Origin of the sequence: Massilia eburnea (genome assembly GCF_009720745.1) — a bacterium.
GTDB lineage: Bacteria > Pseudomonadota > Gammaproteobacteria > Burkholderiales > Burkholderiaceae_D > Rugamonas > Rugamonas eburnea.
On the sequence record NZ_WNKX01000023.1, the window covers coordinates 58,557 to 83,697 of the forward strand.

33 protein-coding genes and 1 tRNA gene are annotated in these 25,141 nt (G+C 62.1%); 22 read left to right on the forward strand and 12 right to left on the reverse strand.

Going from position 1 to position 25,141, the window contains the following annotated elements:
- Positions 1-11 precede the first annotated feature (11 nt).
- Entirely contained in the window at positions 12-770 is a 759-nt protein-coding gene (locus GM658_RS23200; RefSeq protein ID WP_155456441.1) for an anti-sigma factor family protein, read from the reverse strand.
- Complete coding sequence (locus GM658_RS23205; RefSeq protein ID WP_155456442.1) at positions 767-1,267, reverse strand: RNA polymerase sigma factor; 501 nt, start codon at positions 1,265-1,267, stop codon at positions 767-769. The genes GM658_RS23200 and GM658_RS23205 overlap by 4 nt, the downstream gene beginning before the upstream one ends.
- 98 nt (positions 1,268-1,365) lie before the next feature.
- Between GM658_RS23205 and GM658_RS23210 the strand changes: the two genes are divergently transcribed.
- The 8 genes from GM658_RS23210 (at position 1,366) to GM658_RS23245 (ending at position 7,423) form a co-directional block, all read left to right on the forward strand.
- The gene (locus GM658_RS23210) at positions 1,366-2,739 is read left to right on the forward strand and encodes a S8 family serine peptidase (protein WP_155456443.1); all 1,374 of its coding nucleotides are present in this window, start codon (positions 1,366-1,368) and stop codon (positions 2,737-2,739) included.
- Positions 2,740-2,845: 106 nt separating this feature from the next.
- Positions 2,846-4,243 carry a hypothetical protein gene (locus GM658_RS23215; protein ID WP_155456444.1) on the forward strand — a complete coding sequence of 466 codons (1,398 nt, stop codon included), beginning with the start codon at positions 2,846-2,848 and terminating at the stop codon, positions 4,241-4,243.
- A 173-nt stretch (positions 4,244-4,416) separates the two neighbouring features.
- Positions 4,417-4,704, forward strand: coding sequence for an HU family DNA-binding protein (locus GM658_RS23220; RefSeq protein ID WP_028100727.1), 288 nt, complete (start codon positions 4,417-4,419; stop codon positions 4,702-4,704).
- A 173-nt stretch (positions 4,705-4,877) separates the two neighbouring features.
- The gene (locus GM658_RS23225) at positions 4,878-5,129 is read left to right on the forward strand and encodes an acyl-CoA-binding protein (RefSeq protein WP_130315237.1); all 252 of its coding nucleotides are present in this window, start codon (positions 4,878-4,880) and stop codon (positions 5,127-5,129) included.
- A 364-nt stretch (positions 5,130-5,493) separates the two neighbouring features.
- Positions 5,494-6,006 carry a DUF2867 domain-containing protein gene (locus tag GM658_RS23230; RefSeq protein ID WP_155456445.1) on the forward strand — a complete coding sequence of 171 codons (513 nt, stop codon included), beginning with the start codon at positions 5,494-5,496 and terminating at the stop codon, positions 6,004-6,006.
- A gap of 16 nt (positions 6,007-6,022) precedes the next feature.
- Entirely contained in the window at positions 6,023-6,589 is a 567-nt protein-coding gene (locus tag GM658_RS23235; protein ID WP_155456446.1) for a hypothetical protein, read from the forward strand.
- Between the two features lie 58 nt (positions 6,590-6,647).
- Positions 6,648-7,142: a GNAT family N-acetyltransferase gene (locus GM658_RS23240; RefSeq protein WP_155456447.1), complete on the forward strand. Its 495-nt coding sequence runs from the start codon at positions 6,648-6,650 to the stop codon at positions 7,140-7,142.
- Positions 7,139-7,423, forward strand: a complete 285-nt coding sequence (locus tag GM658_RS23245) for a hypothetical protein (protein WP_155456448.1) — start codon at positions 7,139-7,141, stop codon at positions 7,421-7,423. The genes GM658_RS23240 and GM658_RS23245 overlap by 4 nt, the downstream gene beginning before the upstream one ends.
- A 177-nt stretch (positions 7,424-7,600) precedes the next feature.
- Here the strand turns inward: GM658_RS23245 and GM658_RS23250 are convergent, their stop codons facing one another.
- A complete protein-coding gene (locus tag GM658_RS23250) occupies positions 7,601-7,882 on the reverse strand; it encodes a polyhydroxyalkanoic acid system family protein (RefSeq protein WP_155456449.1) in 282 nt (93 codons plus the stop codon).
- A 129-nt stretch (positions 7,883-8,011) separates the two neighbouring features.
- Here GM658_RS23250 and GM658_RS23255 point away from each other — a divergent pair, with 129 nt between their 5' ends.
- The 5 genes from GM658_RS23255 (at position 8,012) to GM658_RS23275 (ending at position 12,753) form a co-directional block, all read left to right on the forward strand.
- A complete protein-coding gene (locus tag GM658_RS23255; RefSeq protein ID WP_155456450.1) occupies positions 8,012-9,421 on the forward strand; it encodes a gluzincin family metallopeptidase in 1,410 nt (469 codons plus the stop codon).
- Positions 9,418-9,696, forward strand: coding sequence for a protealysin inhibitor emfourin (locus GM658_RS23260; RefSeq protein ID WP_155456451.1), 279 nt, complete (start codon positions 9,418-9,420; stop codon positions 9,694-9,696). Before GM658_RS23255 ends, GM658_RS23260 begins: the two co-directional genes overlap by 4 nt.
- A 139-nt stretch (positions 9,697-9,835) precedes the next feature.
- On the forward strand, positions 9,836-10,159 hold the full coding sequence (gene fdxA / locus GM658_RS23265; RefSeq protein WP_028100735.1) for a ferredoxin FdxA: 324 nt from the start codon (positions 9,836-9,838) through the stop codon (positions 10,157-10,159).
- 81 nt (positions 10,160-10,240) lie between these two features.
- On the forward strand, positions 10,241-11,308 hold the full coding sequence (locus GM658_RS23270; protein WP_155456452.1) for an NAD(P)/FAD-dependent oxidoreductase: 1,068 nt from the start codon (positions 10,241-10,243) through the stop codon (positions 11,306-11,308).
- Between the two features lie 209 nt (positions 11,309-11,517).
- A complete protein-coding gene (locus GM658_RS23275) occupies positions 11,518-12,753 on the forward strand; it encodes a polyhydroxyalkanoate depolymerase (RefSeq protein WP_155456453.1) in 1,236 nt (411 codons plus the stop codon).
- A 36-nt stretch (positions 12,754-12,789) separates the two neighbouring features.
- On the opposite strand, the gene GM658_RS23280 is transcribed toward GM658_RS23275, so the two are convergent.
- Positions 12,790-13,539: an MBL fold metallo-hydrolase gene (locus GM658_RS23280; protein ID WP_155456454.1), complete on the reverse strand. Its 750-nt coding sequence runs from the start codon at positions 13,537-13,539 to the stop codon at positions 12,790-12,792.
- Positions 13,540-13,600: 61 nt separating this feature from the next.
- Here GM658_RS23280 and GM658_RS23285 point away from each other — a divergent pair, with 61 nt between their 5' ends.
- From GM658_RS23285 to GM658_RS23300, 4 genes are read left to right on the forward strand one after another with little or no spacing between them, the layout of a single operon-like run.
- Positions 13,601-13,927 carry an ArsR/SmtB family transcription factor gene (locus GM658_RS23285; RefSeq protein ID WP_155456455.1) on the forward strand — a complete coding sequence of 109 codons (327 nt, stop codon included), beginning with the start codon at positions 13,601-13,603 and terminating at the stop codon, positions 13,925-13,927.
- Positions 13,928-13,929: 2 nt separating this feature from the next.
- Positions 13,930-14,361, forward strand: a complete 432-nt coding sequence (locus GM658_RS23290; protein WP_155456456.1) for a YeeE/YedE family protein — start codon at positions 13,930-13,932, stop codon at positions 14,359-14,361.
- Between the two features lie 10 nt (positions 14,362-14,371).
- Positions 14,372-14,806: a YeeE/YedE family protein gene (locus GM658_RS23295; protein ID WP_155456457.1), complete on the forward strand. Its 435-nt coding sequence runs from the start codon at positions 14,372-14,374 to the stop codon at positions 14,804-14,806.
- Position 14,807: 1 nt separating this feature from the next.
- Positions 14,808-15,599: a sulfite exporter TauE/SafE family protein gene (locus tag GM658_RS23300; RefSeq protein WP_155456458.1), complete on the forward strand. Its 792-nt coding sequence runs from the start codon at positions 14,808-14,810 to the stop codon at positions 15,597-15,599.
- A gap of 2 nt (positions 15,600-15,601) precedes the next feature.
- Here the strand turns inward: GM658_RS23300 and GM658_RS23305 are convergent, their stop codons facing one another.
- Positions 15,602-16,330 carry a substrate-binding periplasmic protein gene (locus GM658_RS23305; RefSeq protein WP_155456459.1) on the reverse strand — a complete coding sequence of 243 codons (729 nt, stop codon included), beginning with the start codon at positions 16,328-16,330 and terminating at the stop codon, positions 15,602-15,604.
- Positions 16,331-16,484: 154 nt separating this feature from the next.
- Between GM658_RS23305 and rsxB the strand changes: the two genes are divergently transcribed.
- Entirely contained in the window at positions 16,485-17,168 is a 684-nt protein-coding gene (gene rsxB / locus GM658_RS23310; protein ID WP_371865234.1) for an electron transport complex subunit RsxB, read from the forward strand.
- Positions 17,165-17,812: an endonuclease III gene (gene nth, locus GM658_RS23315; protein ID WP_155456460.1), complete on the forward strand. Its 648-nt coding sequence runs from the start codon at positions 17,165-17,167 to the stop codon at positions 17,810-17,812. Before rsxB ends, nth begins: the two co-directional genes overlap by 4 nt.
- Before the next feature lie 108 nt (positions 17,813-17,920).
- Here nth and proB read toward each other — a convergent pair whose 3' ends face one another.
- The 4 genes from proB to rplU form a co-directional block, all read right to left on the reverse strand.
- On the reverse strand, positions 17,921-19,039 hold the full coding sequence (gene proB / locus GM658_RS23320) for a glutamate 5-kinase (protein ID WP_155456461.1): 1,119 nt from the start codon (positions 19,037-19,039) through the stop codon (positions 17,921-17,923).
- 137 nt (positions 19,040-19,176) lie between these two features.
- Positions 19,177-20,286: a GTPase ObgE gene (gene obgE, locus GM658_RS23325; RefSeq protein ID WP_155456462.1), complete on the reverse strand. Its 1,110-nt coding sequence runs from the start codon at positions 20,284-20,286 to the stop codon at positions 19,177-19,179.
- A 92-nt stretch (positions 20,287-20,378) separates the two neighbouring features.
- Positions 20,379-20,639: a 50S ribosomal protein L27 gene (gene rpmA / locus GM658_RS23330; RefSeq protein WP_155456463.1), complete on the reverse strand. Its 261-nt coding sequence runs from the start codon at positions 20,637-20,639 to the stop codon at positions 20,379-20,381.
- A gap of 43 nt (positions 20,640-20,682) precedes the next feature.
- On the reverse strand, positions 20,683-20,994 hold the full coding sequence (rplU, locus tag GM658_RS23335; protein WP_055933037.1) for a 50S ribosomal protein L21: 312 nt from the start codon (positions 20,992-20,994) through the stop codon (positions 20,683-20,685).
- 201 nt (positions 20,995-21,195) lie between these two features.
- Here rplU and ispB point away from each other — a divergent pair, with 201 nt between their 5' ends.
- Positions 21,196-22,173, forward strand: a complete 978-nt coding sequence (gene ispB / locus GM658_RS23340) for an octaprenyl diphosphate synthase (RefSeq protein WP_267874998.1) — start codon at positions 21,196-21,198, stop codon at positions 22,171-22,173.
- A 30-nt stretch (positions 22,174-22,203) separates the two neighbouring features.
- On the opposite strand, the gene GM658_RS23345 is transcribed toward ispB, so the two are convergent.
- A complete protein-coding gene (locus GM658_RS23345) occupies positions 22,204-23,019 on the reverse strand; it encodes a hypothetical protein (protein ID WP_155456464.1) in 816 nt (271 codons plus the stop codon).
- Positions 23,020-23,367: an arsenate reductase (glutaredoxin) gene (arsC, locus tag GM658_RS23350; protein WP_155456465.1), complete on the reverse strand. Its 348-nt coding sequence runs from the start codon at positions 23,365-23,367 to the stop codon at positions 23,020-23,022.
- Between the two features lie 94 nt (positions 23,368-23,461).
- Here arsC and GM658_RS23355 point away from each other — a divergent pair.
- Together GM658_RS23355 and trfA are read left to right on the forward strand one after the other, a co-directional pair.
- Positions 23,462-23,538: transfer RNA gene (locus GM658_RS23355), tRNA-Pro, on the forward strand.
- 809 nt (positions 23,539-24,347) lie between these two features.
- The gene (gene trfA / locus GM658_RS29815; protein ID WP_155456466.1) at positions 24,348-25,028 is read left to right on the forward strand and encodes a plasmid replication initiator TrfA; all 681 of its coding nucleotides are present in this window, start codon (positions 24,348-24,350) and stop codon (positions 25,026-25,028) included.
- On the opposite strand, the gene GM658_RS29125 is transcribed toward trfA, so the two are convergent.
- The coding region (locus tag GM658_RS29125) for a hypothetical protein (protein WP_211841917.1) at positions 24,943-25,141 on the reverse strand (199 nt) is incomplete at its 5' end. The two genes, trfA and GM658_RS29125, sit on opposite strands and share 86 nt — an antisense overlap.

Below are 25,141 nucleotides of genomic sequence, written 5' to 3' on the forward strand. Positions count from 1 at the left end.
GGCGAGGGAGGCTAGCGCTGCCACTTGCGCTGCACCGCCTCCTGTTCCGCTTTCGCATCGAGCGGTTGGCCGGCGATACGCTGGTCAATCGCATCCAGTACCGCCGTCGGCATCTCCGACCCCGCCTGCCTGAACTCCCCTTGCGGCGCCTTGTTCTGACCCTGTACCGCCAGCTGCACCTTCCATGCGCCGCCCTGCTTGCAGGCCAGGCCCGACATATCCTGCGCCGTCACGAAGCTGCGGCAGTAGCTATTGTCCTGCGCCAGGAAGCTGGCGCCGATCCGTACCGGGCCGCCATTGCCGCCCAGTTGCTGGTCGAGCGCGGTCGCCAGGCGGCCCTGCGCCACCAGCATGCCGTCGCGGCTGGCCACGGTTTCGCCGTTTTCCATTGGCAGCATGCCCAGGCCGTAATGGCCGACTGACACGCCCAGCACCAGCATGGCCGCCAGCGCCCCCCATTCCGGCCACGACCAGTGCCGCGCGCGGCTGGCCTTGCGCGCGGCCTGCTGCTCCGCCTCGCGCCGGGCACGGATGGAATCCAGGCTGACCACCGTGGCCTGGCGCAGCGGCTGCGCCAGCCTGGGCGGCACCGCCTCTTCCGCCACCGGCGCGAAGGCGGCAAACACGTCGTTGCGCATGGCCTTGTGCTGGGCGACCCTTCGCGCCAGGGCGGCGTCCTTGTGCATGGCCTCTTCCACCGCGCGGCGGGTGACTTCGTCCAGTTCGCCGTCGGCATAGGCCATCAGGGTTTCGTCGGAAAAACTTTTCATACTGTCCTCGCTTGTTCCGATAACAGCTCTTGCAACGCGGTGCGGGCGCGCGCCAGCCGGCTGGTCAAGGTGCCGACCGGAATTTCCAGCACCTCGGCCGCATCTTTATAAGGCAAGCCTTCCACCAGCACCAGGCCAACCACCAACCGGTGCTCTTCGCTCAGCAGGCTGACGGCTTTCTGCACCGCCATCCTTTGCTGGTGGGCTTCGGCAAAGTCGTCGCCCACATGCTCCCCCTCCTCCTCCGGCGCGAACAGCTCGCTGCGGCGGGTGCGGGCGCGCAACTCGTCGATCCAGGCATTCTTAATGATGCGGAACAACCAACTGTCGAGCCGGGTCCCGGCCTGGTAAGAGCTGCTGTGCACAATGGCACGCTCCACCGACAGCTGGACCAGGTCGTCCGCATCTTCGCGGTGCCATGCCAAGGTGCGGGCAAAGCGGCGCAGTCGCGGCAGCAGGGTGGCGATTTCCTCGTGCAGGGCGTTATCGTTGTCCATCAGTCATATGAGGATAACGAACGGGGATGGGATTTTCTTCCCACTTTCCATCGTTAATACAGAATAGATACCTTGATAGCCTATATTATCATCCGACCATGCCAAGCTCGCGCCCGACTTATTCCCTGTTGCGTACATGCCGCTGCCTGTTGACAGCCCTTGCCCTGCTGGCCGCTGCGGGGCCGGCGGCGGCGCAGGTCGGCTTGCCAGGATTGCCACGCCTGCCGGGTGGCAGCCTATCCAACCTGGGCGATGCCAGCTTGCGCGACCGGCTGCGCGAGCGCCTGCTGGATACGGCCGAACTGCCACGCAAGGTGTCGCTTGAGCAAATGCGGCTGCTCACCGTACGCGATTTGCTGCAGCGGCACCCGGCGCAGCTGGAGCCGGATCCTGCGGGATTCCCGGTCGTGCGGCGGGAGATCCTGGCGTGGTCGCCTTCCGCCGCCGGACTCGCGGCAGCTTCCGCGGCAGGGCTGCTCGTGGCTGACCGGCAGCAGATGCCGGAGGTTGGGCAAACCCTGGTGACCTTGCGCGTGCCGGACGGGGTGGCGACCGCCGATGCACTTTCCACCTTGCGCACCGCCGATCCGGACGGCGTCTACGATTTCGACCACATTTATATAGGCGCCGGTTCGCGCGCGGCGGATGCGGCGCCGGAAGGCGCCCCGGCCGCCGGCAAGGCGTCCTTGCCCGCGAGCGGGGCCGGGGCGCCTGGCGCGGTGGGCGGCGAGGTGCGCGTCGGCCTGGTCGACAGCGGAGTCGATGGCGGTCACGAAGTCTTCGAAAACGCCCGCATCGTGCGCTGGGGCTGCGGCGACGTCGCGCATCCGGCAGCGCACGGCACTGCCGTCGGCGCGCTCATGATCGGTAAATCGGAGCGCTTCAGTGGCGCTGCGCCTGGCGCAAAACTGTATGCCGCGGATATCTATTGCGACCAGCCGACCGGCGGTTCTGCCAGCCAGATCGTGCAGGCCTTGGCCTGGCTGGCGAAAGAACAGGTCGGCGTCATTAACATCAGCCTTGTGGGACCGCCTAACCAGATGCTGGGCCGCGTTGTGCAGGCCATGGTGGCGCGCGGACACCTGCTGGTAGCGGCGGTCGGCAATGACGGGCCGACCGCACCGCCCTTGTACCCGGCCAGCTATCCCGGCGTGGTCGGCGTGACGGGCGTCGACCCGAAGCGCAATCCGCTGCCGGAAGCCGCGCGCGGTCCGCAAGTGATGTTCGCGGCGCCCGGCAGCCAGATGGCTGCGGCGGCGATCGGCGCCCCTCCCTATAAGCTTGTGCGCGGGACGAGTTTCGCCTCCCCCCTGGTTGCGGCACTGCTGGCGCCCAAACTGGCGGCGCCATCGCCTGCCCAGGCAGCGGCAGCCGTTTCCAGCCTGGCCGCCAGCGCCACTGCGGCGGGTGATGGCACCGGCCGCGGCGTCGTTGGCGAAAACCTGCGCATCCCTCCCTCTGCCTTCCGCTAAAAAATATTTTCAAAAAATTTTCATCGGGATGGAAGAAATTCCAAATCCCGTTCGTTCTCTAAATGAACGCGGCGGATTTCCCGCAGCAAGTCTAAGGAGAACTGATATGAAAACCAACATCGCAACCATCATCCGCGCTGCCTTTATCGTTGCTGCCAGCGCCGCTTCCATCGCACAGGCCGGCCCACTGGGCGGCGCGCTGGGCGGCAATATCGGCGGCGGCATCGGCGGTGCGTTTGGCGGCGGCATGGGCGCGATGCGCGGCGGCATGGGCGGCGATATCGCCGGCAGCGTAACGCGCAGCGGCCGCGCCAGCGCCGACATCGCAGGCAATGCGGCCGGCAACGTGACAGCCACCGCCTCTCGCGCAGCAGCCGCAGATTCGGCTGCAAACAACGCCGCCCAGCGAGGCCTGGACGCCAGCGGCGCGGCAAATGGCGCTGCGAACCTGACCGGCAACCTGGCGCACGGCGCTGGCGCCGCTGGCGGCAATGCCGATGGTGCAGCGAACGGCGCTGGCAACGCTGCGGCAAATGGTGTCGCCGGCAAATTGGCGGGTGATGCTGCGGGCGCATCCAATCTTGGCACCCAGTTGACGCGCGGCGCCGGCGAAGTGGGCGGCAATGCCGACGGAGCGGCAAACGGCGCGGCAAACGGCGCCGAAGGCGGGCTGGCCGGCGGCGCATCTGGTGCATCGGCTCTCGGCGGCAAGGTCGCACGCCGTGCCGGCGCGGCCAGCGGCAATGCGGACAGCGCAGCAAACAGCGGTGAAGCCGGTCTCGCCAGCGGCTTGGCAGGCGGCGCTGCAGGCGCCTCCGCCCTCGGTGGCAAGGTCGCGCACGGCACCGGCGCCGCCACCGGCAGCGCCGATGGCGCAGCGAATGGCAGTGCGACCGGTGCAGCAAACCGCTCCGCGAACGGTACCGCGAACCATAACGCACATGGCGCGGCTAACGGTGCGGGCAACGGCGCGGCGAGCGGGCTGGCCGGCGTCTCGGGCCTCGGCTCTTCGCTGAAGCGCGGCGCCGGAACTGTCAGCGGCAACGCGGATGGTGCAGCAAACGGCGCTGCAAACAGCACTGCAAACAGCAGCAAGGGCAGCGACAAATCCGCTTCGGCCTCCGGCAATTCGAACGGTTCGTCCGGCCTGGGCGCCAGCCTGGCGCGCGGCGCGAACTCGGTAGGCGCCGGCGCCGACGGCAGCTCGAAAGGTGGCGCGAACGCAAACGCAAATCGTTCCGGCGCCAGCGGCTCGGCCAACGCCAGCGGCAATGGCGCAAGCCACGCCAACGCCAGCCACGCCAAGCGTAACGCCAACGCCGCCGCAAATGGTTCGGCGAACGGCTCGGCGAACGGTTCGGCCAGCGGCAGCAAGACCGCTCAAAGCGGCAGCCAGACCGCACCGCAGCATTCGCCAAAAAGCGCCTCCGCCAACGCCAACGTGAACGCCGGCTTTAGCGCCCAGGCAGGCAAGAACACCGCCGTTGAAGGCTCCGCGCAGTGATGCACCAGGCTGGGGCGAAGCGGTGGAAAAGCTTAAACTATCCAACTTTTCCGCCAGTTTTTCGCCCCAGTTTCGTGGCGAGCCAGTCACTATATGGTCTTCTTCAAAAAAGGGTACACACTTTTTTCAATTAATGTGCTAATCTGCGCGCTCCATTAACCAAGGAGGTAGTAATGAAAAAAGGCGAACTGATTGCAGAATTTGCGAAGCGCACCGAAATGTCCGGCGCAGCCGCTAACGAAGCAATTAACACCCTGATCGCGATTGTTACCGAGCGTCTGAAAAAGGGCGACACCGTTGGCATCACCGGTTTCGGCACCTTCTCCGTCGCCAAGCGCGCCGCTCGTAAAGGCCGCAACCCAGCAACCGGCGAAGCGATCAAGATCGCTGCATCCAAGACCCCTAAGTTCTCGGCTGGCGCGACCCTGAAAGCCGCTGTGAACCCAACCAAGAAGAAGTAATTCTTCCGGCGGACCGCCAGAACGGCGGTTCAAGACTGGCCAAAAAGGCTTGTCTTGAACCGCCGTTTTTTATTGTGCGCCGCACCCAGGATTGGAGCCTATCCTCTAAGCCTGGCGGCCTTTCTTTTGTATGATGGCGCCATCACACACCCCACCTAACAGAGGAAATGCAAATGAGCCTGCAAGAACAATTTGACCAAGCGATGGCCGATTCCAAGAACCTGCCGGAACGCCCAGACAATATGACCCTGCTGAAGATCTACGCCCTGTTCAAGCAAGGTTCGGCAGGCGACGCCACCGGCGAGCGCCCTGGCATGACCGATTTCGTCAACCGCGCCAAATACGACGCGTGGGCCGCACTGGCCGGCACCAGCCAGGACGACGCCAAGCAGCAGTACATCGACCTGATCGAAAGCCTGAAGTAATTCTCCCCGAGGGGACCGCGCGAACCACGCTGCGCTGGTTACTGGTCCCCGTCTCCGCCGCATTCGGATGCTGGTTCGGCATTCGTGCTGGCGCTCCTGCTGTTCTCCGCGGTTGACCATTTCTGCCCTGCCAGCGCGCGCGTCTCCGGCTTCTGCCATACCTCCTGGCTCCGTTACTCCGACGAGTTCGCCCAATACTTCGGCGCCGCCGCCGTTTTCGTCTTCCTTTTGGGCGCAGCATTTGCTTTGTGCGAGGCCGGCGGCGGAGGCATCTGGCCCTGTGCCGCTGGCGCGCCCATCACCGGGCTAGCGGCCCTGACGTGGGCATGGCACACTAAAGCCCTTGCCAATCACTCACTGCGCCATGAGTATCATCGCCGCCGAACCGCCCGAGGGCAGCCAGGCCAGTTTGCGCCGGAAGGACGCCTACTTCCATGATTGCTACCGGATCGATGCGCCGGATGCCGGTGCGTCCGCGCTGGAGACCTACCTGCAGGTGGTACGCCAGACGCCGGGCTGGGTCAACCGGCTCATGGCCTTACGCAACCGGATAGTGGGCTTGGTGGGATTGAAAAACCTGGGCCACCTCGGCGCACCCGGCGCCGGAAAGCAGGCGGCGCAATATCGTGTCGGCGACCGCGTTGGCATCTTCTCCCTGCTTTACCTGTCACCTGATGAAGTCCTCCTGGGCGACTCGGACAAACACCTGGACGTCGTGGTGTCCGTCTGCAAAGCACCGCAAGGCGCGGTGAGCGTTAGCACTGTCGTTCACGTGCATAATTGGCTTGGAAAGCTGTACATGCTGCCTGTTACCCCTCTTCACAAAATTATCGTCAGGGCCATGCTGAAGAGAACAGCCTCTTTGCGCACGGTCTGATATGCTGCGGGGCGTTATGAAGAGCCTCGCACGCATCCAGCAAAATTCCCAGGAAATCAATCGCATGCTGGCGCAGATTAATGCGCTGGTTGAAGTCAGGGATGCCTCACCGGAGCAGCGCCGGCAATGGCAGGCTGCCTGCGAGGAATTCCATTCCCGTTATGAAGGATTGTGCTTCCCCGGTGGCGGCGCGATGCTTGCGCGCGTGCGCAGCGGCGATCCTGCTGCCATCGAAGCAGCGGTGCAGTTCCTGCTGGCCGACCCTTACCATTTCCGCTCCGGCTACCTGAAAGAGCGCCTGTGGCGCTGGCTCGCCAATCAGCCGCTCAGCGCCAGCGCGCGCAACCGGCTGGAACGGGCCGCCTTATCCTATCTGGATCGCCGCATTTGCCGCGAATTCCGGATGATGTGCAAGGCCATGACGCGCATCGGGCGCGCCCAGTTCTGGTCGCAGGTCGCAGAACGCGCCGTGGCCGCCGCCAGCGATCCCGCGCCCGCAAAGCGCGCAACGCTGCTGCTTGCATATGGCAGCAACGTACATGCTGGCGCAGCGGCCCACCACGGCATCAGCCAGCCGTGCTAGAGTTGCGTTTTTCACAAGCGCACAGTGACCGCCCATGCGGCCATAGCGCCGCCAAGGCATGACACTTGAAATCCGCCGCGCAGCACCTGAAGATCTCGACGCGATGTGGGCAATCTTCCAGCCTTTGCTGGCTGGCGGCGACGCCTTCCCGTTTGGCCCGGGTTTCGAGAAGTCCACATTCCAGCTGCACTGGTTCACCAGCCACGCCGCGTATGTCGCCGAATCAGGCGGCGGGATTGTCGGCATGTACAAGATGGGCGCCAACTATCCCGACCACGGCGCGCATGTGGCTAGTGCGACGTACGCCGTCGCTGCGCAAGCACAAGGCCGCGGCATCGGCCGCGCATTGGTCGAACATAGCCTTGCGCAGGCCCGCGCAGAAGGCTTCCTTGCCATGCAGTTCAACTATGTCGTCGGCACCAACGCGCCGGCGATGGCGCTATACCGCAAGCTGGGCTTCAACATTGCCGGCACCCTGCCCCAGGCTTTCCGCCATGGCGAACAAGGGTTGGTTGATGCCTACGTGCTGCATCGCTTCCTGGAGCAGCCATGAGAAAAGCCTTGTTCCTGCTGCTTTGCCTGGTGCTGCCCATGGCGTGGGCAGCGCCGGATGCCACGGCACTGGCGAATGAAGTACGCAGCCGGCAAGACTGGGCCGGTGACCTCGATAAGTGCCCGATCAATTTATTCACCGCCACCGGACGGCAAAGTTATAGCAGCGCGGTGCATGAGCAATGTACGGAACCGGCCAGCCAGGGGACTTGCCTGGCTGCGTGCAAATCAGGAAAAGGCGAACACTGCTACTGGTTAGCGCTGCCCAGCACGCACATTTGAGCGGACCTGTTCAGCGGGCGATGCGTGGGGATGCGCGATGTACGGACTGATCCTGGATCGCGACAAGAGCGATCCCCGAAACAAGGATCGCGCGCGCGAGGCACTCAAGAAGGCCTGTCAGTATGGCTATGACGACCCCGCTTGCAGCTCCTCCGATTGGTTAAGAAAGAAATTGCGTTAAGCGGAAGCAAACACCGAGCGCATCTTCTCGGCGACCTTGCCTTCAATAGCACTCTTGAAAGCGCCCATCAGGAAGCCGAGCTTGATATTCATATGGGCAGCGCTCCCGGCCAGGGTCAGCGTGCCTTCCACCCCGCTGCGGCCGAACTTCAGCGTGTCGCCGTGCCATTGGCAGGCGAGGTCGAATTCCTTGGCGATACGTTGGGCTACTTGTTCTGCGGCGGCGCGCGCCTGCGCCGGTTCCAGGTTGTGGGCCTGGGTGATGTTGATGTCGGCCATGCCTTCCCTTCTCTGCTAACAAAATAAACAAAGGGTGCTATTTTAACGCACGTACCTTTGTGCTGGATCAAAGGGCGATGCCGCAGACAGCGTAACCATGATTATTCAACCGCCCTTGGGAGAGTGATCATGGATGAGAATACGTGCATGACTTTGCCTGTCGGCTTTGTGCCGACGCCATCCGCCTTGTACCGTGCGCACCGCAAGTCGGTGCAGCTGCTGCAGCAGCCAAGCCAGCCACGCCTGAAAGAAACCGCTTTGCCGACGCGCACCGCAGCGGCGCCGCCCGCCGGCGCCCGCGCGCTGATCTGGAAGCAGGACCCTTCCGTCACCGAGATCGGGGCGCGCAAGATATTCCTGCCCGGCGTCATCCTGGCGGGACCGCGCGACGCCCGCATCGCGTCGGGCCAGCCAGGGATTGCGCCAGTCAGCCCGAACGCCTTTGGCGACTTCATCATGGCGCCCAACACCGACCAGTTCGACGCCGTGCACGCTTTCGCCGTGGTGCGCATGACGCTGACCATGTACCAGCGCGTGCTGTCGCGCGCCGACCATGACGCGCCTTTGCCCTGGGCCTGGAACAGCAGCAGCAACACCGATCCGCTCCATGTGTTCCCGTATGGCCTGCCGAATGTGATGAACGCCTATTACAGCCGCAGCGACCGGGCGCTGAAGTTCGGCGACTTCGTGCCGAACGGCGCCGTGAACCGCATCTATACCTGCCGCTCTTTCGATATCGTGTCGCACGAGACGGGGCATGCCGTGCTGGACGGCCTGAAGCCGAAATGGATCGCCAACACCGCCCCGCCGCAGACCGGCGGCCTGCATGAATCCTTCGGCGACCTGACCGCCATCTTCGTCGCCCTCTCCCAGCTGGACCAGGTGGAAGCGGTGATCGCGCAAACCAAGGCCGACCTGCACGACAAGACCTTCCTGGCCGACATGGCCGAACAATTCGGCCTGGCGCTGGGCCGCCCGAACGGCTTGCGCAATGCAGACAACGACCTCAAGCTGTCCGAAGCCGGCAACGAGGTGCACGCGATTTCGCAAGTGTTCACCGGCGCCATCTATGACATCCTGGCCGACATCTTCGCCTTCGAACGCGCTCCCGGCTTGCGCGACGATGCCGCCGTGCTGCTCAGCGTAGGCGGCTACCTGTGCAGCCTGCTGCTGCGCGCCCTGATTGCCGCGCCGGATGCCAACGCCAAGTTCGCCGACGTGGTGAACCAGATGCTGCGCATCTCGCAGGAAGACGGCAAGCCGGTCGATTATGCCAACTCCATCCGCAACCGCTTTGCACTGCGCGAGGTGGTGGTGTCGCCGGTGCCGCTGACCGACGACCAGCCGCAGAACATGGATCTGCAGCCCATGGTGGATGACGCGCCCGGCGCGCGCCAGGACCGGCGCGGCTGCTGCGGTACCATGAATCATCCGGAATACTTTGACATGGAAGGCGTGCTCGATGCCGAGCGCCAGGGACTGGCGGCCTGGTGCAAGAATGCCGGCTTCCGCCATGGGGAGGTAGCGATCGAAAAATGAAGATCAGCGCGACCGGCGGGGGCGGCTTTGCCGGCCTCAGCCAGCACTTCGACATTGACACGGAAACAAGTCCAGCCGGTCCGGCGCTGGAGGCGGCCCTCGCCTCCAGTGGCTTTTTCACGTCCGCCGAAAATTTTTCATCCCAGATTGGCGCCGATTTGGGACACTGGACTATCACAGCCGACGATGGCCGTCGACGACATAGCTTAAGCTTTGTCGAGACAGGCGCCCCGCCCTGGCAAGATCTGCTCGATTTGATCCGTTCCACAGCCTAAAAGCAAGACTGTTAGAGTCACGCCACGAATTTGCTTATTTAGATTGTGTCTAAGTGCGAATTGTGAGAAATAGCGGATTGCCTTAAAATACAGTGCTTTGCTGAGCTTTTCCCAGCGCTCCAATATAGATAGGACTGTTATGACCCACGTTGTCACCGAATCCTGCATCGCCTGCCGCTATACCGATTGCGTCGATGTTTGCCCGGTAGATTGCTTCCGCGAAGGCCCGAACTTCCTGGCCATTGATCCAGACGAGTGCATCGACTGCGCCGTGTGCGTGGCCGAATGCCCGGTCAACGCCATTTTCGCCGAGGAAGACGTGCCGTCCGACCAGCAGCAATACATCAAGATCAATGCTGACTTGTCGCGCAACTGGCCTTCTATCACCAAGACCAAGCCTGCCCTGCCGGAAGCCGAGCAGTTCAAGGACGTCAAGGAAAAGGCCCACTTGCTGAAGCGCTAAGCGTTTCAGGCAGCCAGTTATTTAACGTGCAACACCGCGCCTGACGCGGTGTTCGCTTATTCAGATGGAATGAGAATCATTATGAATGTCGTCAGCACCCCACCAGGCGGTCTCCACGAGACCGATGCAGTCATCATCGGCGCCGGCCCGGTCGGCCTGTTCCAGGTCTTCGAACTCGGCCTGCTGGAGATCAAAGCCCATGTGATCGACTCGCTGCACGCCGTTGGCGGCCAGTGCGTGGAACTGTACCCGGACAAGCCGATCTACGACATTCCAGCCATTCCTTCGTGCACCGGCCAGGAACTGACCGACGGCCTGCTGAAGCAGATCGAGCCGTTCGGCGCCACTTACCACCTGGGCCAGGAAGTGACCGTCGTGCAGAAGCGTGAAGACGGCCGCTTCGATGTCGAAACCTCGCTGGGCACCAAGTTCATCACCAAGACCATCTTCATCGCTGCCGGCGTCGGTTCGTTCCAGCCGCGCACCATGAAGGTTGACGGCATCGACGCCTTCGAAGGCTCGCAGCTGTTCTACCGCGTGAAGAACCCGGCTATGTTCGAAGGCAAGAACCTGGTCATCTGCGGCGGCGGCGACTCCGCGCTGGACTGGGCCCTGAACTTCGTGGGCAAGGCCGAATCCGTGGTGCTGCTGCACCGCCGTGAAGACTTCCGCGCTGCTCCTGCCTCCGTGGCCAAGATGAAGCAGCTGTGCGATGAGTACGAGATGCAGCTGATCATCGGCCAGGTGTCGGGCATCGAGACCAAGGACGACAAGCTGTCCGAACTGCGCGTGACCGGCGCCGACGGCGTAACCCGCCGCGTGCCGCTGGACATGCTGCTGGTGTTCTACGGCCTGTCGCCAAAGCTGGGCCCGATCGCCGAGTGGGGCCTGGACATCGAGCGCAAGCAGCTGAAAGTGGTCTCGACCGAGAAGTTCGAAACCAATGTGCCGGGCATTTTCGCGGTAGGCGATATCAACACCTACCCGGGCAAGAAAAAGCTGATCCTGTCGGGCTTCCATGAAGCCGCACTGGCCGCTTTCGGCGCTGCACCATACATCTTCCCGGACAAGAAGATCCACATGCAATACACCACCACGTCGCCAAAACTCCACAAGGTGCTGGGCGTGGAGACCCCGGTGTTCGACTGATCCGACCGATTCTTCGGACCGATCCTACAAAAAAGCAGCGGAAACGCTGCTTTTTTTGTTTTCCTGCTCGTATTATGTTGGAATCATGGCGTGTTAGCCGTTGTTTATGTACTTTCTGGGAGGTACTGCGGAATGCTGTAGGTCATGTATAAATGGCCTATAATTGAACCATCTTTTGCGCATTGCCACAATTTTCAGCGGGACATACTATGCTTTACCAATTGCACGAAATGCAACGCTCGCTCCTGCATCCACTGATGCAGTGGGCCGAAGCCTCGTCCAAATTGTTCACCAATCCGGTGTCCCCGCTAGCGCACACGCCTTTCTCGCAACGCATCGCGGCGGGCTATGAGCTGATGTACCGCCTTGGCAAGGAGTATGAGAAGCCGGAGTTCGGCATCAAGCACGCCACGGTCAACGGCAAGACGGTTCACATCATTGAACGCGTCGTCGAGAACAAGCCGTTCTGCAAACTGCTCCACTTCCGCAAGGACATGAGCGAGAAGGAGTTCAAGGCGCTCAAGCAGCCGACCGTGCTGCTGGTGGCGCCGCTGTCCGGTCACCACGCGACGCTGCTGCGCGATACGGTGCAAGCCCTGCTGGCCGAACACGACGTGTACATCACCGACTGGATCGACGCGCGCCTGGTGCCGCTGTCGGAAGGTCCATTCCACCTGAACGACTACGTGAAGTATGTGCAGGAATTCATCCGCGCCCTGGGCCCGGACCTGCACGTGATTTCCGTCTGCCAGCCGACCGTGCCGGTCATGGCCGCCATTTCGCTGATGGCCACTGCGAACGATCCGAAGCTGCCGAAGACCATGACGATGATGGGCGGCCCGATCGATCCGCGCAAATCGCCAACCCAGGTGAACAACCTGGCGGTGGAAAAGAAGTTCTCCTGGTTCGAGAACACCGTGATCTATGCGGTGCCGCCGAACTATCCGGGCTTCGGCCGCAAGGTGTACCCAGGCTTCCTGCAGCACGCTGGCTTTATCGCCATGAACCCTGGCCGCCATGCGCAGTCCCACCGCGAGTTCTACATGCACCTGGTGCGCGGCGACGATGAACCGGCGGAATCGCACCGCAAGTTCTACGACGAGTACAACGCTGTACTGGACATGCCGGCCGAATATTACCTCGACACGATCAAGACCGTGTTCCAGGAATTCCGCCTGCCGCAAGGCACCTGGGAAGTGGACGGCGTGTTCGTGCGTCCGCAGGACATCAAGAACGTGGCGCTGATGACGGTGGAAGGCGAGCTGGATGACATCTCCGGCGCCGGCCAGACCCAGGCCGCGCACGACCTGTGCTCCGGCATTCCAGCCAATATGCAGGAAGACTTCGTGGTGCCGGGCGCCGGCCACTACGGCATCTTCTCCGGCCGCCGCTGGCGCGAGACCGTGTGTCCGCGCATCGCCGCCTTCATCAAGAAGCACGGCTGACCAAGGCGGCAGGCAAGTTCCTGCCGCCCTCCCCTCTTATCCCTGCAGGCTTTCTTCCACCTGGCGGCAATAGGCGGCCAGTTCCGTCGGCAGGTTCGGCGGACATACGCCGCATTGGCGATTGCCCGGCACTGCGTAATCGATAAAGCGCGGGTACGGCAAGTTCAGTTCCGCCATGATGCGCCGGAACTCCTCCTGCGTGCGCCCGCCGCCAAGGCGGGAATTTCCTTCGCGTTCCTGGGCGATGGTCGACGACTGGCGCTGGCAGTAGTCGTGGCCCGGATAGACCTGCGTCTCGCCCGGCAAGGTAAACAATTTGTCGCGCACGCTGCGGTACATTGCATCGGCATCGCCATTCTGGAAATCGGTGCGGCCGCAGCCGTCGATCAGCAGGGCGTCGCCCGTGAACACGCGTCCATCGAGCAGATAGGAAAAATGGCCGTCCGTATGGCCCGGCGTGTGCAAAGGCTGCAGGCGGATGCCGCCCATGATGAAGGGCCGCCCCTCCTCGATGCCAATGTCGGTACAGGCGAGGCGGTCGATCGCCGGCGATGCGATGTAACTGCCCACCGCCCGCTTCAACTCGCGCGCCGCTGTGATGTGGTCAGCGTGGATGTGCGTATCGAGCGTATACGCCAGCCGCAGACCCAGTTCTTGCAACACCGATAAGTCGCGCTCCATGGCCGAGATGACCGGATCGATCAGCAGGGCCAAGCCGCTGGCCTCGTCGCCGAGCAAATAGGTGTAGGTGCTGGACAGTGGCTCGAATAATTGACGGAATATCATAGGCATCCTCGATCAGATCAAAATATTTTTTCATATAATATCATCTGATATAATTTAGCGCATGAGCGACAAAAACTCCATCGATATCTCCCGTTTGCAGGCGGCGGCCGGCCAGGCTTCCGCACTTCTGAAAACGCTGTCCAACCCGGATCGCCTGCTCCTGCTGTGCCAATTGACCCAGGGCGAAAGCAATGTCGGCGAGCTGGAAACGCGCACCGGCATCCGCCAGCCCACGCTGTCGCAGCAGTTGACCGTGCTGCGGGAAAGCCAGCTGGTCAAGGTGCGGCGCGAAGGCAAACAAATGTTTTACAGCGTCGCCAGCCCGCAAGCGCTGGCCGTGCTGCAGGTGCTGTACCAACTCTATTGCCCGCAAGATGAAGGAGCGTAACCATGAGTATTGACTGGGCCCACTTCGCGCCATGGCCCGCCCTGGCCGGCGGTTTGCTGATCGGCCTGGCGGCCACGCTGTTCCTGTTCCTGAATGGCCGCATCGCCGGCATCAGCGGAATCCTGGGCGGCTTGCTGGCGCCGGCGCGCGGCGATATCGGCTGGCGCCTTGCCTTCCTCGGCGGCCTGGTTGCGGCGCCGATGGTGTACGGCCTGTGGTTCGCACTACCGGCGGCGCAAGTCGATGCCGGCACGCCGACTCTCCTGGCGGCCGGACTCCTGGTCGGCCTTGGCACACGCTATGGCTCGGGCTGCACCAGCGGACACGGTGTCTGCGGCTTGTCGCGCCTGTCGCCGCGCTCGCTGGCTGCCACACTGGCCTTCATGCTGGCCGGCTTCGCCATCGTGTTCGTCATGCGCCATCTTGTCCAATAAGGAGCAGACCATGTATTTCGCAAGTGCTGCAGTCGCCGGACTCCTGTTCGGCTTTGGCCTGATCGTCTCGGGCATGTCCAACCCCGCCAACGTGCTCGGCTTCCTTGACCTGGCCGGCCAGTGGAACCCTTCACTTGCGCTGGTCATGGGCGGCGCCCTGCTGGTGGGCATGGCCGCCTTCCCGCTGGCGCGCAAACGCCACGCGTCCCTGCTTGGCGCACCGATGCGCCTGCCGACCGCCAACGACATCGACCGCCGGCTGGTGCTGGGCAGCCTGGCGTTCGGCGCCGGCTGGGGCCTGGCCGGCTATTGCCCGGGACCCGCACTGGTATCCCTGGCGACGGGCGGCGCCAAGCCCTGGCTGTTCTTCCTCGCCATGCTGGCCGGCATGGGCCTGTTTGAAATCCTGGAACGCGTGCGCCGCGCAGCACTGAAGGCAGGTTGACATGCTGCTGGCCATTGCCCTGGGCATGCTGGTCGGCCTGGTCATGGGCTTGACCGGCGCCGGCGGCGGCATCATCGCCGTTCCATTGCTGATGTTCGGGCTGGGCTTGCCCCTGGTGGACGCGAGTCCAATCGGACTCCTGGCGGTGGCACTGGCGGCAGGCGCCGGGGCGCTTTCCGGCCTGCGGCTGGGCCTCGTGCGCTACCGTGCCGCCCTTCTGGTCGCTTCTGCCGGCATGGTGAGCAGCCCGTTCGGGCTGTGGCTGGCGCGCCGGCTCGACCTTCGGTTCCTGAGCTTGATTTTCGCTGGCGTGCTGCTGTGGGTCGCTTACCGCAACGTCATGGCGGGAAGGCCGGACGCGGCCCCTGCGCGCAGCGCCGCCGTGCCTTGCGTACGCGATGCGGCGACCGGCCGCTTCATCTGGACCTCGCCGTGCGCAACGCGCCTTACATTGGCCGGCTGCGTGGCCGGCGTCCTATCCGGCCTACTCGGCGTCGGCGGCGGCTTCGTCATGGTGCCCGCGCTGCAGCGCTATACCGACCTGGCCATGCAATCCGTGGTGCGCACCTCGCTCGCGGTCATCGCATTGATTTCGTTGAGCGGCGTCGCTGCGGCTTTCACAGGCGGGCACCTCGCTGCAGCAACTGCCCTTCCCTTTGGCCTGGGCGCGACAGCCGGCATGCTGGCGGGCGGCAAGCTGTCCGGCAGGCTGCCGGGCGCGGTGCTGAAAACGGGATTTGGCGCGATATGCGCCGTGGTTGCAGCAGGCATGGCCTGGCGCGCGCTGGCCTGAGCTCAGTTGCCGCCGAACTCAGGGCCCAGGCGGCGCAGGTAGTCGCGTTCGAACCTGGGCAGGTCGAACTCGCGCGCAGCGTCATTGAAGGCGCGCTGCTGCGCCAGGCCGGCCGGCGTGCGCTGGAAGCAGATGTGAACCGTGCGCTCGCGAAACAGGTTTTCCGCCGATGCGACGCGTTCGCGCTCCGCGCGCGTGAAATGTGGGCTCGCGAGCAGGTGGCGCAGCACGCGCTTCTCGATCACCATGGCATCGAACCGCTTGCTCAGCAGCTTGCGCAGGTTGGTCTCGTCGTTGACGCCCTCCTGCACGTGCAGCACGCCGCGCCGCACCAGGCCATCGAACTCTTCGCCGTTTGAATACCCGGCAACGGTGCCAATCTGCGCGTCGCGCAAGTCACGCACGGTGGACGCAATGACCGGCGCCTCTTTCAGGTAGGCCAGCACCGTCATGGTGATGCCGATTGGCGCGGAAAAATGGCACTGGGTGTCGCGTTGGGGCGTGCGCCAGACCGCCAGCAGGCCGGCATAGCGCGCATCGTTCATGCCCACTTCCATGGTGCGCTTCCATGGAAAGTAGTCGATGGTAAGCGCGCTGCCGAGGCGCGCAAACACTGCGGACGCATAAGCCCCTGACACGCCATTGTCAGGCAAGGAGGCCGACACATACGGCGGCCATTCATCGGAAGCCAGGCGCACGGCAGGTCCAGCGACGGCTAAGCCCTGCCACATAAGCAGCAAGCAAAGCACGCACCCGATCACCTGCACAACACGCATGATTCCCCATTTTGAACAAGAATCCGACATGTTCCCACAGAAGTTGATGCAAGGCAACAACGGCACAGGCAGCGCAGATATTGGATAATAGCGCTTTACCGTTTCGCCGATCACCGTGACTGAACCGAAGACCCTGGCCGACCGCATCGAGGACGTGCTGCCGCAAACCCAATGCACGAAGTGCGGCTACAAAGGCTGCCGCCCGTATGCGGAAGCGATTGCATCCGGTGAAGCGAACATCAATCAATGCCCGCCCGGCGGCGCGGAAGGCATCCGCCGCTTGTCCAGCGTTACCGGGCGCCCCGTCATTCCACTGAATCCCGTCAATGGTTTCGAGCGCCCGCGCGCGGTGGCCTTTATCGACGAGTCGCTGTGCATCGGTTGCACGCTCTGTATCCAGGCTTGCCCTGTCGACGCCATCATGGGCGCAGCCAAGCAGATGCACACCATCATTCCCGCTGACTGCACGGGCTGCGACCTGTGCGTACCGGCCTGCCCGGTCGACTGCATCGTCATGTACCCGGTGACCGAGAGCACAGGCTGGAATGCCTGGACGCAGGCGCAAGCCGACGAGGCGCGCGACCGCCACGACTTCCGTCTGGCGCGGCTGATTCGCGAACGCGAGGAGAACGATGCGCGCCTGGCGGCCAAGGCACACGCCAAGGCTGCCGCAGTGGAACGCCTGTCGCCGGAAAACGATGCCGAACAGGCCGAGAAGGAACGCAAGCGCCAGATCATCGCCGCCGCCATGGAACGCGCCCGCCAGCGCGCCGAAGCCGACAAGAATAAATGAACAACGCCAAACGCCAGCTGATCTTCGAACGCCTGCGCGAGGCGAATCCCAATCCCGAGACCGAACTGGAATACACGACGCCGTTCGAGCTGCTGATCGCCGTGCTCCTTTCCGCGCAGGCGACCGACGTGGGCGTGAACAAGGCAACGCGCAAGCTGTATCCGGTGGCGAATACGCCGCAAGCCATTCTCGACCTGGGGCTCGACGAGCTGACGGAATACATCCGTACCATTGGCCTGTACAAGACCAAGGCGAAAAACGTGATTGCGACCTGCCAGATCCTGGTGGACCAATATGGCGGCGAGGTGCCGCAGACGCGCGAAGAACTGGAGCAGCTGCCGGGCGTGGGCCGCAAGACCGCGAACGTGGTCCTGAACACCGCCTTCCGCCAGGTAGCGATGGCGGTCGACACCCACATCTTCCGCGTCTCCAACCGCACCGGCATTGCACCGGGCAAGAACGTGGATATCGTCGAACAGAAGCTGATGAAGTTCGTGCCGAAGGAGTTCCTGATGGATGCGCACCACTGGCTGATCCTGCACGGCCGCTACACCTGCGTAGCGCGCAAGCCCAAGTGCTGGAACTGCATCATCGCCGACCTGTGCGAATTCAAAGGCAAGACGCCCGCCCCTGCCGACGCCTGAGCCCGTGTCCCACCCTGGGGTCACACCCGAAATGGGACACGAGCTCTTCCAATTTACTGAAGGGCTCGTGTCCCGATTCGGGTGTGACCCCAAGGTGGGACACGGCCTCTACAGTAGGACCATATTGTCGCGGTGGATGAGTTCGTGGCCTTCGACGTAGCCAAGGATGGCTTCGATTTCGGCGGATGGCTTGCGCTTGATGCGGCGCGTTTCGGCGCTGGTGTAGTTGCTGATGCCGCGTGCGATGGCGTGACCGTCTTCGCTGACACAGGTGATCACGGCGCCACGGCCAAATTCGCCATGCACTTCGATGACACCAATCGGCAGCAGAGATTTGCCTTCTTTCGCCAGCTTCTGCACGGCGCCTGCGTCGAGCACCACCTGGCCTGCAGTGTGCAGGTGGTCGGCCATCCACTGCTTACGCGCGGTCAGATGGCCGGTTTGCGCGGCCAGTTCGGTGCCGATGCTCTCGCCGCCCGCCAGGCGGGTCAGGACGTCGGCTTCGCGGCCGAAGGCGATCACTGTGTGTGCGCCCGATTTGGCGGCGCGCTTGGCGGCCAGGATCTTGGTCAGCATGCCGCCGCGCCCCAGCGAGGAGCCGGCGCCCCCTGCCATGGCTTCCAGCGCTGGGTCGCCGGCGCGGCCGTGGGTGATCAGATAGGCCGCCGGGTCCTTGCGCGGGTCGGCGCTGAACAGGCCGCGCTGGTCGGTGAGGATGATCAGGGCGTCGGCTTCGATCAGGTTGGCCACCAACGCGCCCAGCGTGTCGTTGTCGCCGAACTTGATTTCGTCGGTGACGACGGTGTCGTTCTCGTTGATGATCGGGACCACGCCCAGGCGCAGCAAGGTGGTCAGCGTGGAACGTGCATTCAGGTAGCGTTCGCGGTCGGCCAGGTCGGCGTGCGTCAGCAGCACTTGCGCGGTGCCGATGCTGTGGGCGCGGAAACTGGTTTCGTAAATCTGCGCGAGGCCCATCTGGCCCACGGCGGCGCATGCCTGAAGTTCGTGGATGTCCGTCGGTCGCTTGTCGAAGCCCAGTCGCAGCATGCCTTCTGCTACGGCGCCGGAGCTGACCAGCACAACTTCCTTGCCCAGCGCACGCAGGGCGGAAATCTGTGAGGCCCAACGGGCGATAGCGGCATGGTCAAGCCCGCGGCCGTCATTGGTGACGAGCGAGGAGCCCACTTTGATGATGATGCGGGAGGATTTCTGGATCAGCGAATTCATAGGGACGGCAAAGTCTACTCAAACAAAAGATGACGAAACTTCTGGTGATGCGCCGGGCAGGATGGTGCCGGCTTGCCGCAGACAGTGCGCGCCCCCGCGGTTGGCAGGGGCGGCAAAGATAAGAGGTATCCTCGATTTTAATCGAGAACTTTGAAGCGCGGGTCGTCCGGGTCGATGGAGGAGATACCGCGTGCTTCTTCGGTCATCTGCACTTCTTCCGAGCGCTGCTCGGAGTAGCGCTGCTGCTCCAGGTGCAGGTAGATGGCGTTCACCAGTTCCTGCGTGCCTTCGTGCGACAGTGCGGAGATTTCGAACACAGGGCCTTTGAAGCCGAACTTCTTGACGAAGTCCTTGACGCGCTTGGCGCGTTCTTCTTCCGGAATCACGTCCAGCTTGTTCAGCACCAGCCAGCGCGGTTTGTCGCCCAGCGCAGGATCGTACTTTTGCAGTTCCTTGACCAAGGCCTTGGCTTCCTTGACCGGATCGACAGTCGCCTCGAATGGCGCCAGGTCGACGATGTGCAGCAGCAGGCCGGTGCGCGACAGGTGGCGCAGGAACTGGTGGCCCAGGCCCGCACCTTCAGCGGCGCCTTCGATCAGGCCAGGAATGTCCGCGATCACGAACGACTTTTCGTGCGACACACGCACCACGCCCAGGTTCGGGTGCAGGGTGGTGAACGGGTAGTCGGCAATCTTCGGACGCGCATTCGACACGGCGGTGATGAAGGTCGACTTGCCGGCATTCGGCATGCCCAGCAGGCCAACGTCCGCCAGCACTTTCAGTTCCAGGCGCAGTTCGCGGCGTTCGCCCTCTTTGCCGTCGGTCTTCTGGCGCGGTGCGCGGTTGGTCGAGGTCTTGAAGTGGATATTGCCCCAGCCGCCCTCACCGCCCTTGGCCAGCAACTCCATCTGGCCGTGCTCGGTCATGTCGGCGATGATTTCGCCGCTGACTTCGTCGATGATCAGGGTGCCGACCGGCATGCGCAGGAAGATGTCGTCTGCGCCCTTGCCGTAGCAGTCGGAGCCGCGGCCCGATTCGCCGTTGCCGGCGCGGTGCATCTTGGAATAGCGATAGTCCACCAGCGTATTGACGTTACGGTCTGCTACCGCCCAGATGCTGCCGCCCTTGCCGCCGTCGCCGCCATCAGGGCCGCCGAACGGACGGAATTTTTCACGGCAAAAAGAGGCGCAGCCATTGCCGCCGCTGCCGGCGATGACTTCGATGCGTGCTTCGTCAATAAACTTCATAGTGAACCACCTGTAAAAACTAAAAAGGCCCTACCACTGGCAGAGCCTTTTGGAGAGAAGGCTTTCGCCTTACTGTACCTGTATTCGCTGCATTAAGCAGCGGCTACGACGGTAACGTACTTCTTGCTGTCTGGACCTTTGGTCACGAACTTCACAACGCCGTCCACCAGTGCGAACAGGGTGTGGTCCTTGCCGGTACCGACGTTTTCGCCAGCGGACACTGGGGTGCCGCGTTGACGGATGATGATGCCACCAGCGTTGATGGACTGGCCGCCGTACACTTTAACGCCCAGGCGTTTTGATTCAGAGTCGCGACCGTTGCGGGTAGTACCGCCGCCTTTTTTGTGTGCCATTTAGTTACTCCTTGATAGCTCGGTAAATTCGGGCAAGCAGCAATTAGCCGTTGATCGAAACGATTTGGATTTCGGTGAAGTTCTGGCGGTGGCCTTGACGCTTCTGGTAGTGCTTACGACGGCGCATCTTGAAGATACGGACCTTGTCGTGACGACCTTGGGCAACTACTTTCACCAGAACCGATGCACCTGCAACCAGAGGAGCACCAAACTTGATGCTGTCGCCCGCGCCAACGGCGAGTACCTGGTCGATAGTGATTTCGGAACCAATGTCAGCCGGCAACTGTTCTACTTTAATTTTTTCGCCAGCAGCAACTTTGTATTGTTTGCCGCCGGTTTTTATGACCGCGTACATGATTGGAAACCTCTTGAATTGTTAATAAGTCTCCCCTGCTCGACGCCCAAAAACAACAAGACGGAAGCCAGGGAACCGCTGATTATACATAGATTCGGGAAATCGGTCAAAAGGTATTGTCGGCGGGCGGGCCACGTGGTATGTGGGCAACGAGTAACGTATAATCGCGGCACTCTTACCAACGTTACCAGCAGGTTTGCCTTGTCGAACAACGCCCAGAACACTATCACCAGCACCATTGCCGCCGATATGGACGCGGTCAACTTGGTGATTCGCCAGCGCCTCCACTCGGAAGTGGCCCTGGTCAACCAGATTGCTGAATATATCATCAGCGCGGGCGGCAAGCGTATCCGACCAGTTTTGGTGCTGCTGGTGGCGAACGCCTACGGTTACAAAGGCGCGGCCCACCACGAGCTGGCCGCCGTCGTCGAATTCATCCACACCGCCACCCTGCTGCATGACGACGTTGTTGATGAATCGTCAATGCGCCGCGGCCGCCAGACTGCCAACGCACTGTTCGGCAATGCCGCTTCGGTGCTGGTGGGCGACTTCCTGTATTCCCGCGCTTTCCAGATGATGGTGTCGCTGGATTCCATGCGCGTGATGCAGATCCTGTCCGATGCGACCAATGTGATCGCCGAGGGCGAAGTGCTGCAGCTGCTGAACATGCACGACCCGGACGTGTCCGAGGAAAGCTACCTGCAGGTGATCCGTTCCAAGACCGCCAAACTGTTCGAAGCGGCTGCGGAGCTGGGCGCACTGGTTGCCGGCGCTTCGGACGAACAAATCGCCGCTGCCGGTGAATATGGCCGCTCGCTGGGCACCGCCTTCCAGCTGATCGACGACGTGCTGGATTACGCCGGCGACGCCGAAGCGATCGGCAAGAACGTGGGCGACGACCTGCGTGAAGGCAAACCTACCCTGCCGCTGATCTGGCTGATGGAAAACGGCACCGAAGAACAGCGCGCCCTGGTCCGTTCCTGCATCGAGAACGGCGACGAGCAGCACTTCGACACCATCCTGGCTGCCATCACCACCAGCGGCGCCCTGGATTACACCCGCCGCGCGGCCGAGGTGGCAGCGCAGCGCGCCACCGACGCCATCGCCGGCATGCCGGACAGCGAATACAAGCAATCGCTGCTCCATCTGGCGCGGTTCTCGGTAGACCGCAGCCACTAGAAATTAAGGCGCCAATCGGCGCCTTAATTTTTATTCCCGGCCGGACTTGCGCCGCTTGGCGAAGTAGGCCTTCCACGCATGCGGCGCGACCGAAGGGTAGCGCAGCTTGCCGAGTGCGATCCAGGCGTCGCGATACGCCAGCCAGTTGCGCTGCTTCTCTGGCGCGATTTTCATCTGGCCCATTTCCCGCTCGGCGCTGGCGGCTTCCTCCTGCGTGAACGAAGGCAGCTTGCCCGACTCGAACTCCTGCAGGGAATTAAGCACCTCCTCAATCCGCACCGCTTCCACCGCGCGGTTTTGAAGCTGCTGCAGCGCGGCTTTCTCAGCATCCCTCCAGCGCGTGGAAATCGTGTCGATGCGTGCGATGCGCTCCTGGTCGGCCAAGCCGGCCTGGATCGCGGCACAGCGCGCGCCGAGCTGGCTGCCGACGGCGTCGTCGCAGATATCGATCTTGGGCGACGGGCCATCCCTGCCAGTCTGCATGCGCGCCAGGCGAGCCAGGCGTGCTTCGATCTCGGCCTCCTGCGCATCGGCACGGCAGGCAGCCATCTTCGCCACCGCGTAGTTGCGCGGAACGCCAAGGCCGTTCGCGTACAACATCATCAGCACGTCGTGGTTGTCTTTGGCAAAGGCGCAATGCCGTGCCCTCGCATAGTCGAAATGGATGCCAATGCCGTAATACAGCTTGTCCGCATCGCAGTCCTTCAAGGCTGCGGCTTGCTCCGCCGTCGGGCGATGCGGGAAGGGATAAGTGGCCAGCATGTCGATCCCGCATTCCGCGTTCTCGGCATGGGCGCCGGCCGCTAGGGAGGCAGCCAGTGCCGCGAAGATGAAGGCTTTATGCACTTACAGGATCTCTTTGACCGTTTCCGGCGGACGGCACAGGCGCACGCCCTTGTCAGTCACCACGAAAGGACGGTTGATCAATTCCGGATGCGACATCATGGCGTCGATCAGTTTGGATTCGGGCAGCGATTCGTCGCCCAGGCCAAGCTGGTCGTACAGTTCGCCCTTGTTGCGCATGGCGCCGCGCGCGGTCAGGCCGGCACGCGCGATCATGTCAACCAGCACGTCGCGCGATGGCGGCGCCTTCAGGTATTCGACGATATCCGGCTCAACGCCCGCTCCTCGGATCAGCGCCAGCGCACCGCGCGAATTGCTGCAGGCGTTGTTGTGATAAATGGTAATTCCCATGGAGTAAATCAAGTTATGCAAAAACCCCACTATATCACTCGGCAATGGAGTTGATAAATGCACAAAGTTATGGGTAGAATTAACGCACACCAGTCGGGGTGTAGCTTAGCCCGGTAGAGCGCTACGTTCGGGACGTAGAGGCCGGAGGTTCGAATCCTCTCACCCCGACCAAATTTTCTCTTATTATTCAAAATGTTATCCAACCAACTCTAAATGGTTATTCATAACAATTTAGAGTAAATCGGCTGTCCCAATGTCCCGCCACTGTCCCATGGTCTTGACTGCCCTGCGGAAACTACTCTAAACTATTCGCTAAGACTGACTTGTGTGGCTGGCGAGGTAGGGGAGGTAGTGAGCCCTCTACACGGCGTAAATGAATAAGGATGCGCCAGCAGGTTCCTCGTGCGATTTAGCGATAGCGCGATACCCCCAACACAACGCCCGAAGAGCCCTGTGGTCGCCAAGCGCGAACAGTCTTAGTGCCTGCAACGGCACAAGTAGATAGTTGGAATGGACGTTGTGTGTCATCCTTAAGTCCACCGGTTCCGGCTTCTATGGACGAGTACACCCATAAACCCTAATCGCTTTTTTAGCTAGCAATAGCTTTGTTGCGATGGGTGTTATATGGCGATCCCGCGTCTACCTGAAACTACGTCCGCATTTTTAGTCGTACAAACCGCGAGCAGCGCAGCCGCTCCAGTACGAGTTCTTTTCATCGAACAGCTCTCCGCGCTCATTGGAAAGAGCGCAACCACCATCCGAACGTTCGCGACGAACGAGAAGTATAAGCACCTGATTCCGCGCCCCTGGAAAATGCCAAACAGCCGTCGGCTGTGCTGGTATGAACACGATGTTCTCCAGTGGATTGAGTCCCAACGTCCCTGCCTTCCAGCAAAAGCAAAACGTCCGCGTGGCAGGCCCACCAAGCAAGAGCAACTTGCGAGGGCACGCTTTGCAGCATCGAATGCGGGGGCTGCTTAATGTCACACTCCTCCGCATTGACGCTACCTTCGTGGCCGGAATCCACGAGAGGCATTCCCAATATCGTACTTCGTTCAGCCCTCTGCGCCGCCATTGGCAAAGGGAAAAGGGTCTATTTTGAGCGAGAGCTATTGGCTTCGTATAAAAACTTTTCCATCCTCTACACAGGGCAACAGCTTGACCAGGGGGACTTGAGTGTATGGCTGATGATCTTGCACTACGCCCGCCTCCAACGCGCAAGAGCTGGTGAAGCGTTTCGCTTTACTGCGTATTCGATGCTGACCGCCCTACGCAAGACCGACACAGGAGGCAACCGAGCCGTTCTCCACAGACGTCTACTTCGACTAAAGGCGAACAGCGTGGAAATCGTGCACGATCACCGATCGTACGTCGGTAGCCTCCTCGCTTTCTTTGAGCGGGATCAAGGAACTGGCGAATATGTTGTAGTCCTTGACCCACAGCTTGTACCGTTCTTTGGCCAGGATCAGTTCACCCGGCTGAATTGGGAAGTGCGCTTAGACTTGGAGGGGAAGCCACTAGCTCAGTGGGTCTTTGCCTTCTACGAGAGCCACGCCGTTCCCTACAAAATGCAGGTCACCAGTTTGTTACGCCTGAGCGGAAGCAAAAACTCGAATTGCCGAAGCGCCACCCAAAAATTAAATAGAGTGTGCGTTTGCTAGCTGAATTGACCCTATCAGTTTGACCCGCCCGCCATACCCTCGCGAACGCCGCGACCCGGTCGTAAGACCCTTCAAAGCCTAACTCCCTTAGTTCTTCATGAAGCTGCTTCAAA

Bases quoted from the DNA above. Each gene is read 5' to 3' on its own strand.
- GM658_RS23200 (WP_155456441.1), bottom strand. From the start codon at position 770: ATGAAAAGTTTTTCCGACGAAACCCTGATGGCCTATGCCGACGGCGAA.
- GM658_RS23205 (WP_155456442.1), bottom strand. From the start codon at position 1,267: ATGGACAACGATAACGCCCTGCACGAGGAAATCGCCACCCTGCTGCCG.
- GM658_RS23210 (WP_155456443.1), top strand. From the start codon at position 1,366: ATGCCAAGCTCGCGCCCGACTTATTCCCTGTTGCGTACATGCCGCTGC.
- GM658_RS23215 (WP_155456444.1), top strand. From the start codon at position 2,846: ATGAAAACCAACATCGCAACCATCATCCGCGCTGCCTTTATCGTTGCT.
- GM658_RS23220 (WP_028100727.1), top strand. From the start codon at position 4,417: ATGAAAAAAGGCGAACTGATTGCAGAATTTGCGAAGCGCACCGAAATG.
- GM658_RS23225 (WP_130315237.1), top strand. From the start codon at position 4,878: ATGAGCCTGCAAGAACAATTTGACCAAGCGATGGCCGATTCCAAGAAC.
- GM658_RS23230 (WP_155456445.1), top strand. From the start codon at position 5,494: ATGAGTATCATCGCCGCCGAACCGCCCGAGGGCAGCCAGGCCAGTTTG.
- GM658_RS23235 (WP_155456446.1), top strand. From the start codon at position 6,023: ATGAAGAGCCTCGCACGCATCCAGCAAAATTCCCAGGAAATCAATCGC.
- GM658_RS23240 (WP_155456447.1), top strand. From the start codon at position 6,648: ATGACACTTGAAATCCGCCGCGCAGCACCTGAAGATCTCGACGCGATG.
- GM658_RS23245 (WP_155456448.1), top strand. From the start codon at position 7,139: ATGAGAAAAGCCTTGTTCCTGCTGCTTTGCCTGGTGCTGCCCATGGCG.
- GM658_RS23250 (WP_155456449.1), bottom strand. From the start codon at position 7,882: ATGGCCGACATCAACATCACCCAGGCCCACAACCTGGAACCGGCGCAG.
- GM658_RS23255 (WP_155456450.1), top strand. From the start codon at position 8,012: ATGGATGAGAATACGTGCATGACTTTGCCTGTCGGCTTTGTGCCGACG.
- GM658_RS23260 (WP_155456451.1), top strand. From the start codon at position 9,418: ATGAAGATCAGCGCGACCGGCGGGGGCGGCTTTGCCGGCCTCAGCCAG.
- fdxA (WP_028100735.1), top strand. From the start codon at position 9,836: ATGACCCACGTTGTCACCGAATCCTGCATCGCCTGCCGCTATACCGAT.
- GM658_RS23270 (WP_155456452.1), top strand. From the start codon at position 10,241: ATGAATGTCGTCAGCACCCCACCAGGCGGTCTCCACGAGACCGATGCA.
- GM658_RS23275 (WP_155456453.1), top strand. From the start codon at position 11,518: ATGCTTTACCAATTGCACGAAATGCAACGCTCGCTCCTGCATCCACTG.
- GM658_RS23280 (WP_155456454.1), bottom strand. From the start codon at position 13,539: ATGATATTCCGTCAATTATTCGAGCCACTGTCCAGCACCTACACCTAT.
- GM658_RS23285 (WP_155456455.1), top strand. From the start codon at position 13,601: ATGAGCGACAAAAACTCCATCGATATCTCCCGTTTGCAGGCGGCGGCC.
- GM658_RS23290 (WP_155456456.1), top strand. From the start codon at position 13,930: ATGAGTATTGACTGGGCCCACTTCGCGCCATGGCCCGCCCTGGCCGGC.
- GM658_RS23295 (WP_155456457.1), top strand. From the start codon at position 14,372: ATGTATTTCGCAAGTGCTGCAGTCGCCGGACTCCTGTTCGGCTTTGGC.
- GM658_RS23300 (WP_155456458.1), top strand. From the start codon at position 14,808: ATGCTGCTGGCCATTGCCCTGGGCATGCTGGTCGGCCTGGTCATGGGC.
- GM658_RS23305 (WP_155456459.1), bottom strand. From the start codon at position 16,330: ATGTGGCAGGGCTTAGCCGTCGCTGGACCTGCCGTGCGCCTGGCTTCC.
- nth (WP_155456460.1), top strand. From the start codon at position 17,165: ATGAACAACGCCAAACGCCAGCTGATCTTCGAACGCCTGCGCGAGGCG.
- proB (WP_155456461.1), bottom strand. From the start codon at position 19,039: ATGAATTCGCTGATCCAGAAATCCTCCCGCATCATCATCAAAGTGGGC.
- obgE (WP_155456462.1), bottom strand. From the start codon at position 20,286: ATGAAGTTTATTGACGAAGCACGCATCGAAGTCATCGCCGGCAGCGGC.
- rpmA (WP_155456463.1), bottom strand. From the start codon at position 20,639: ATGGCACACAAAAAAGGCGGCGGTACTACCCGCAACGGTCGCGACTCT.
- rplU (WP_055933037.1), bottom strand. From the start codon at position 20,994: ATGTACGCGGTCATAAAAACCGGCGGCAAACAATACAAAGTTGCTGCT.
- arsC (WP_155456465.1), bottom strand. From the start codon at position 23,367: ATGGGAATTACCATTTATCACAACAACGCCTGCAGCAATTCGCGCGGT.
- trfA (WP_155456466.1), top strand. From the start codon at position 24,348: ATGTCACACTCCTCCGCATTGACGCTACCTTCGTGGCCGGAATCCACG.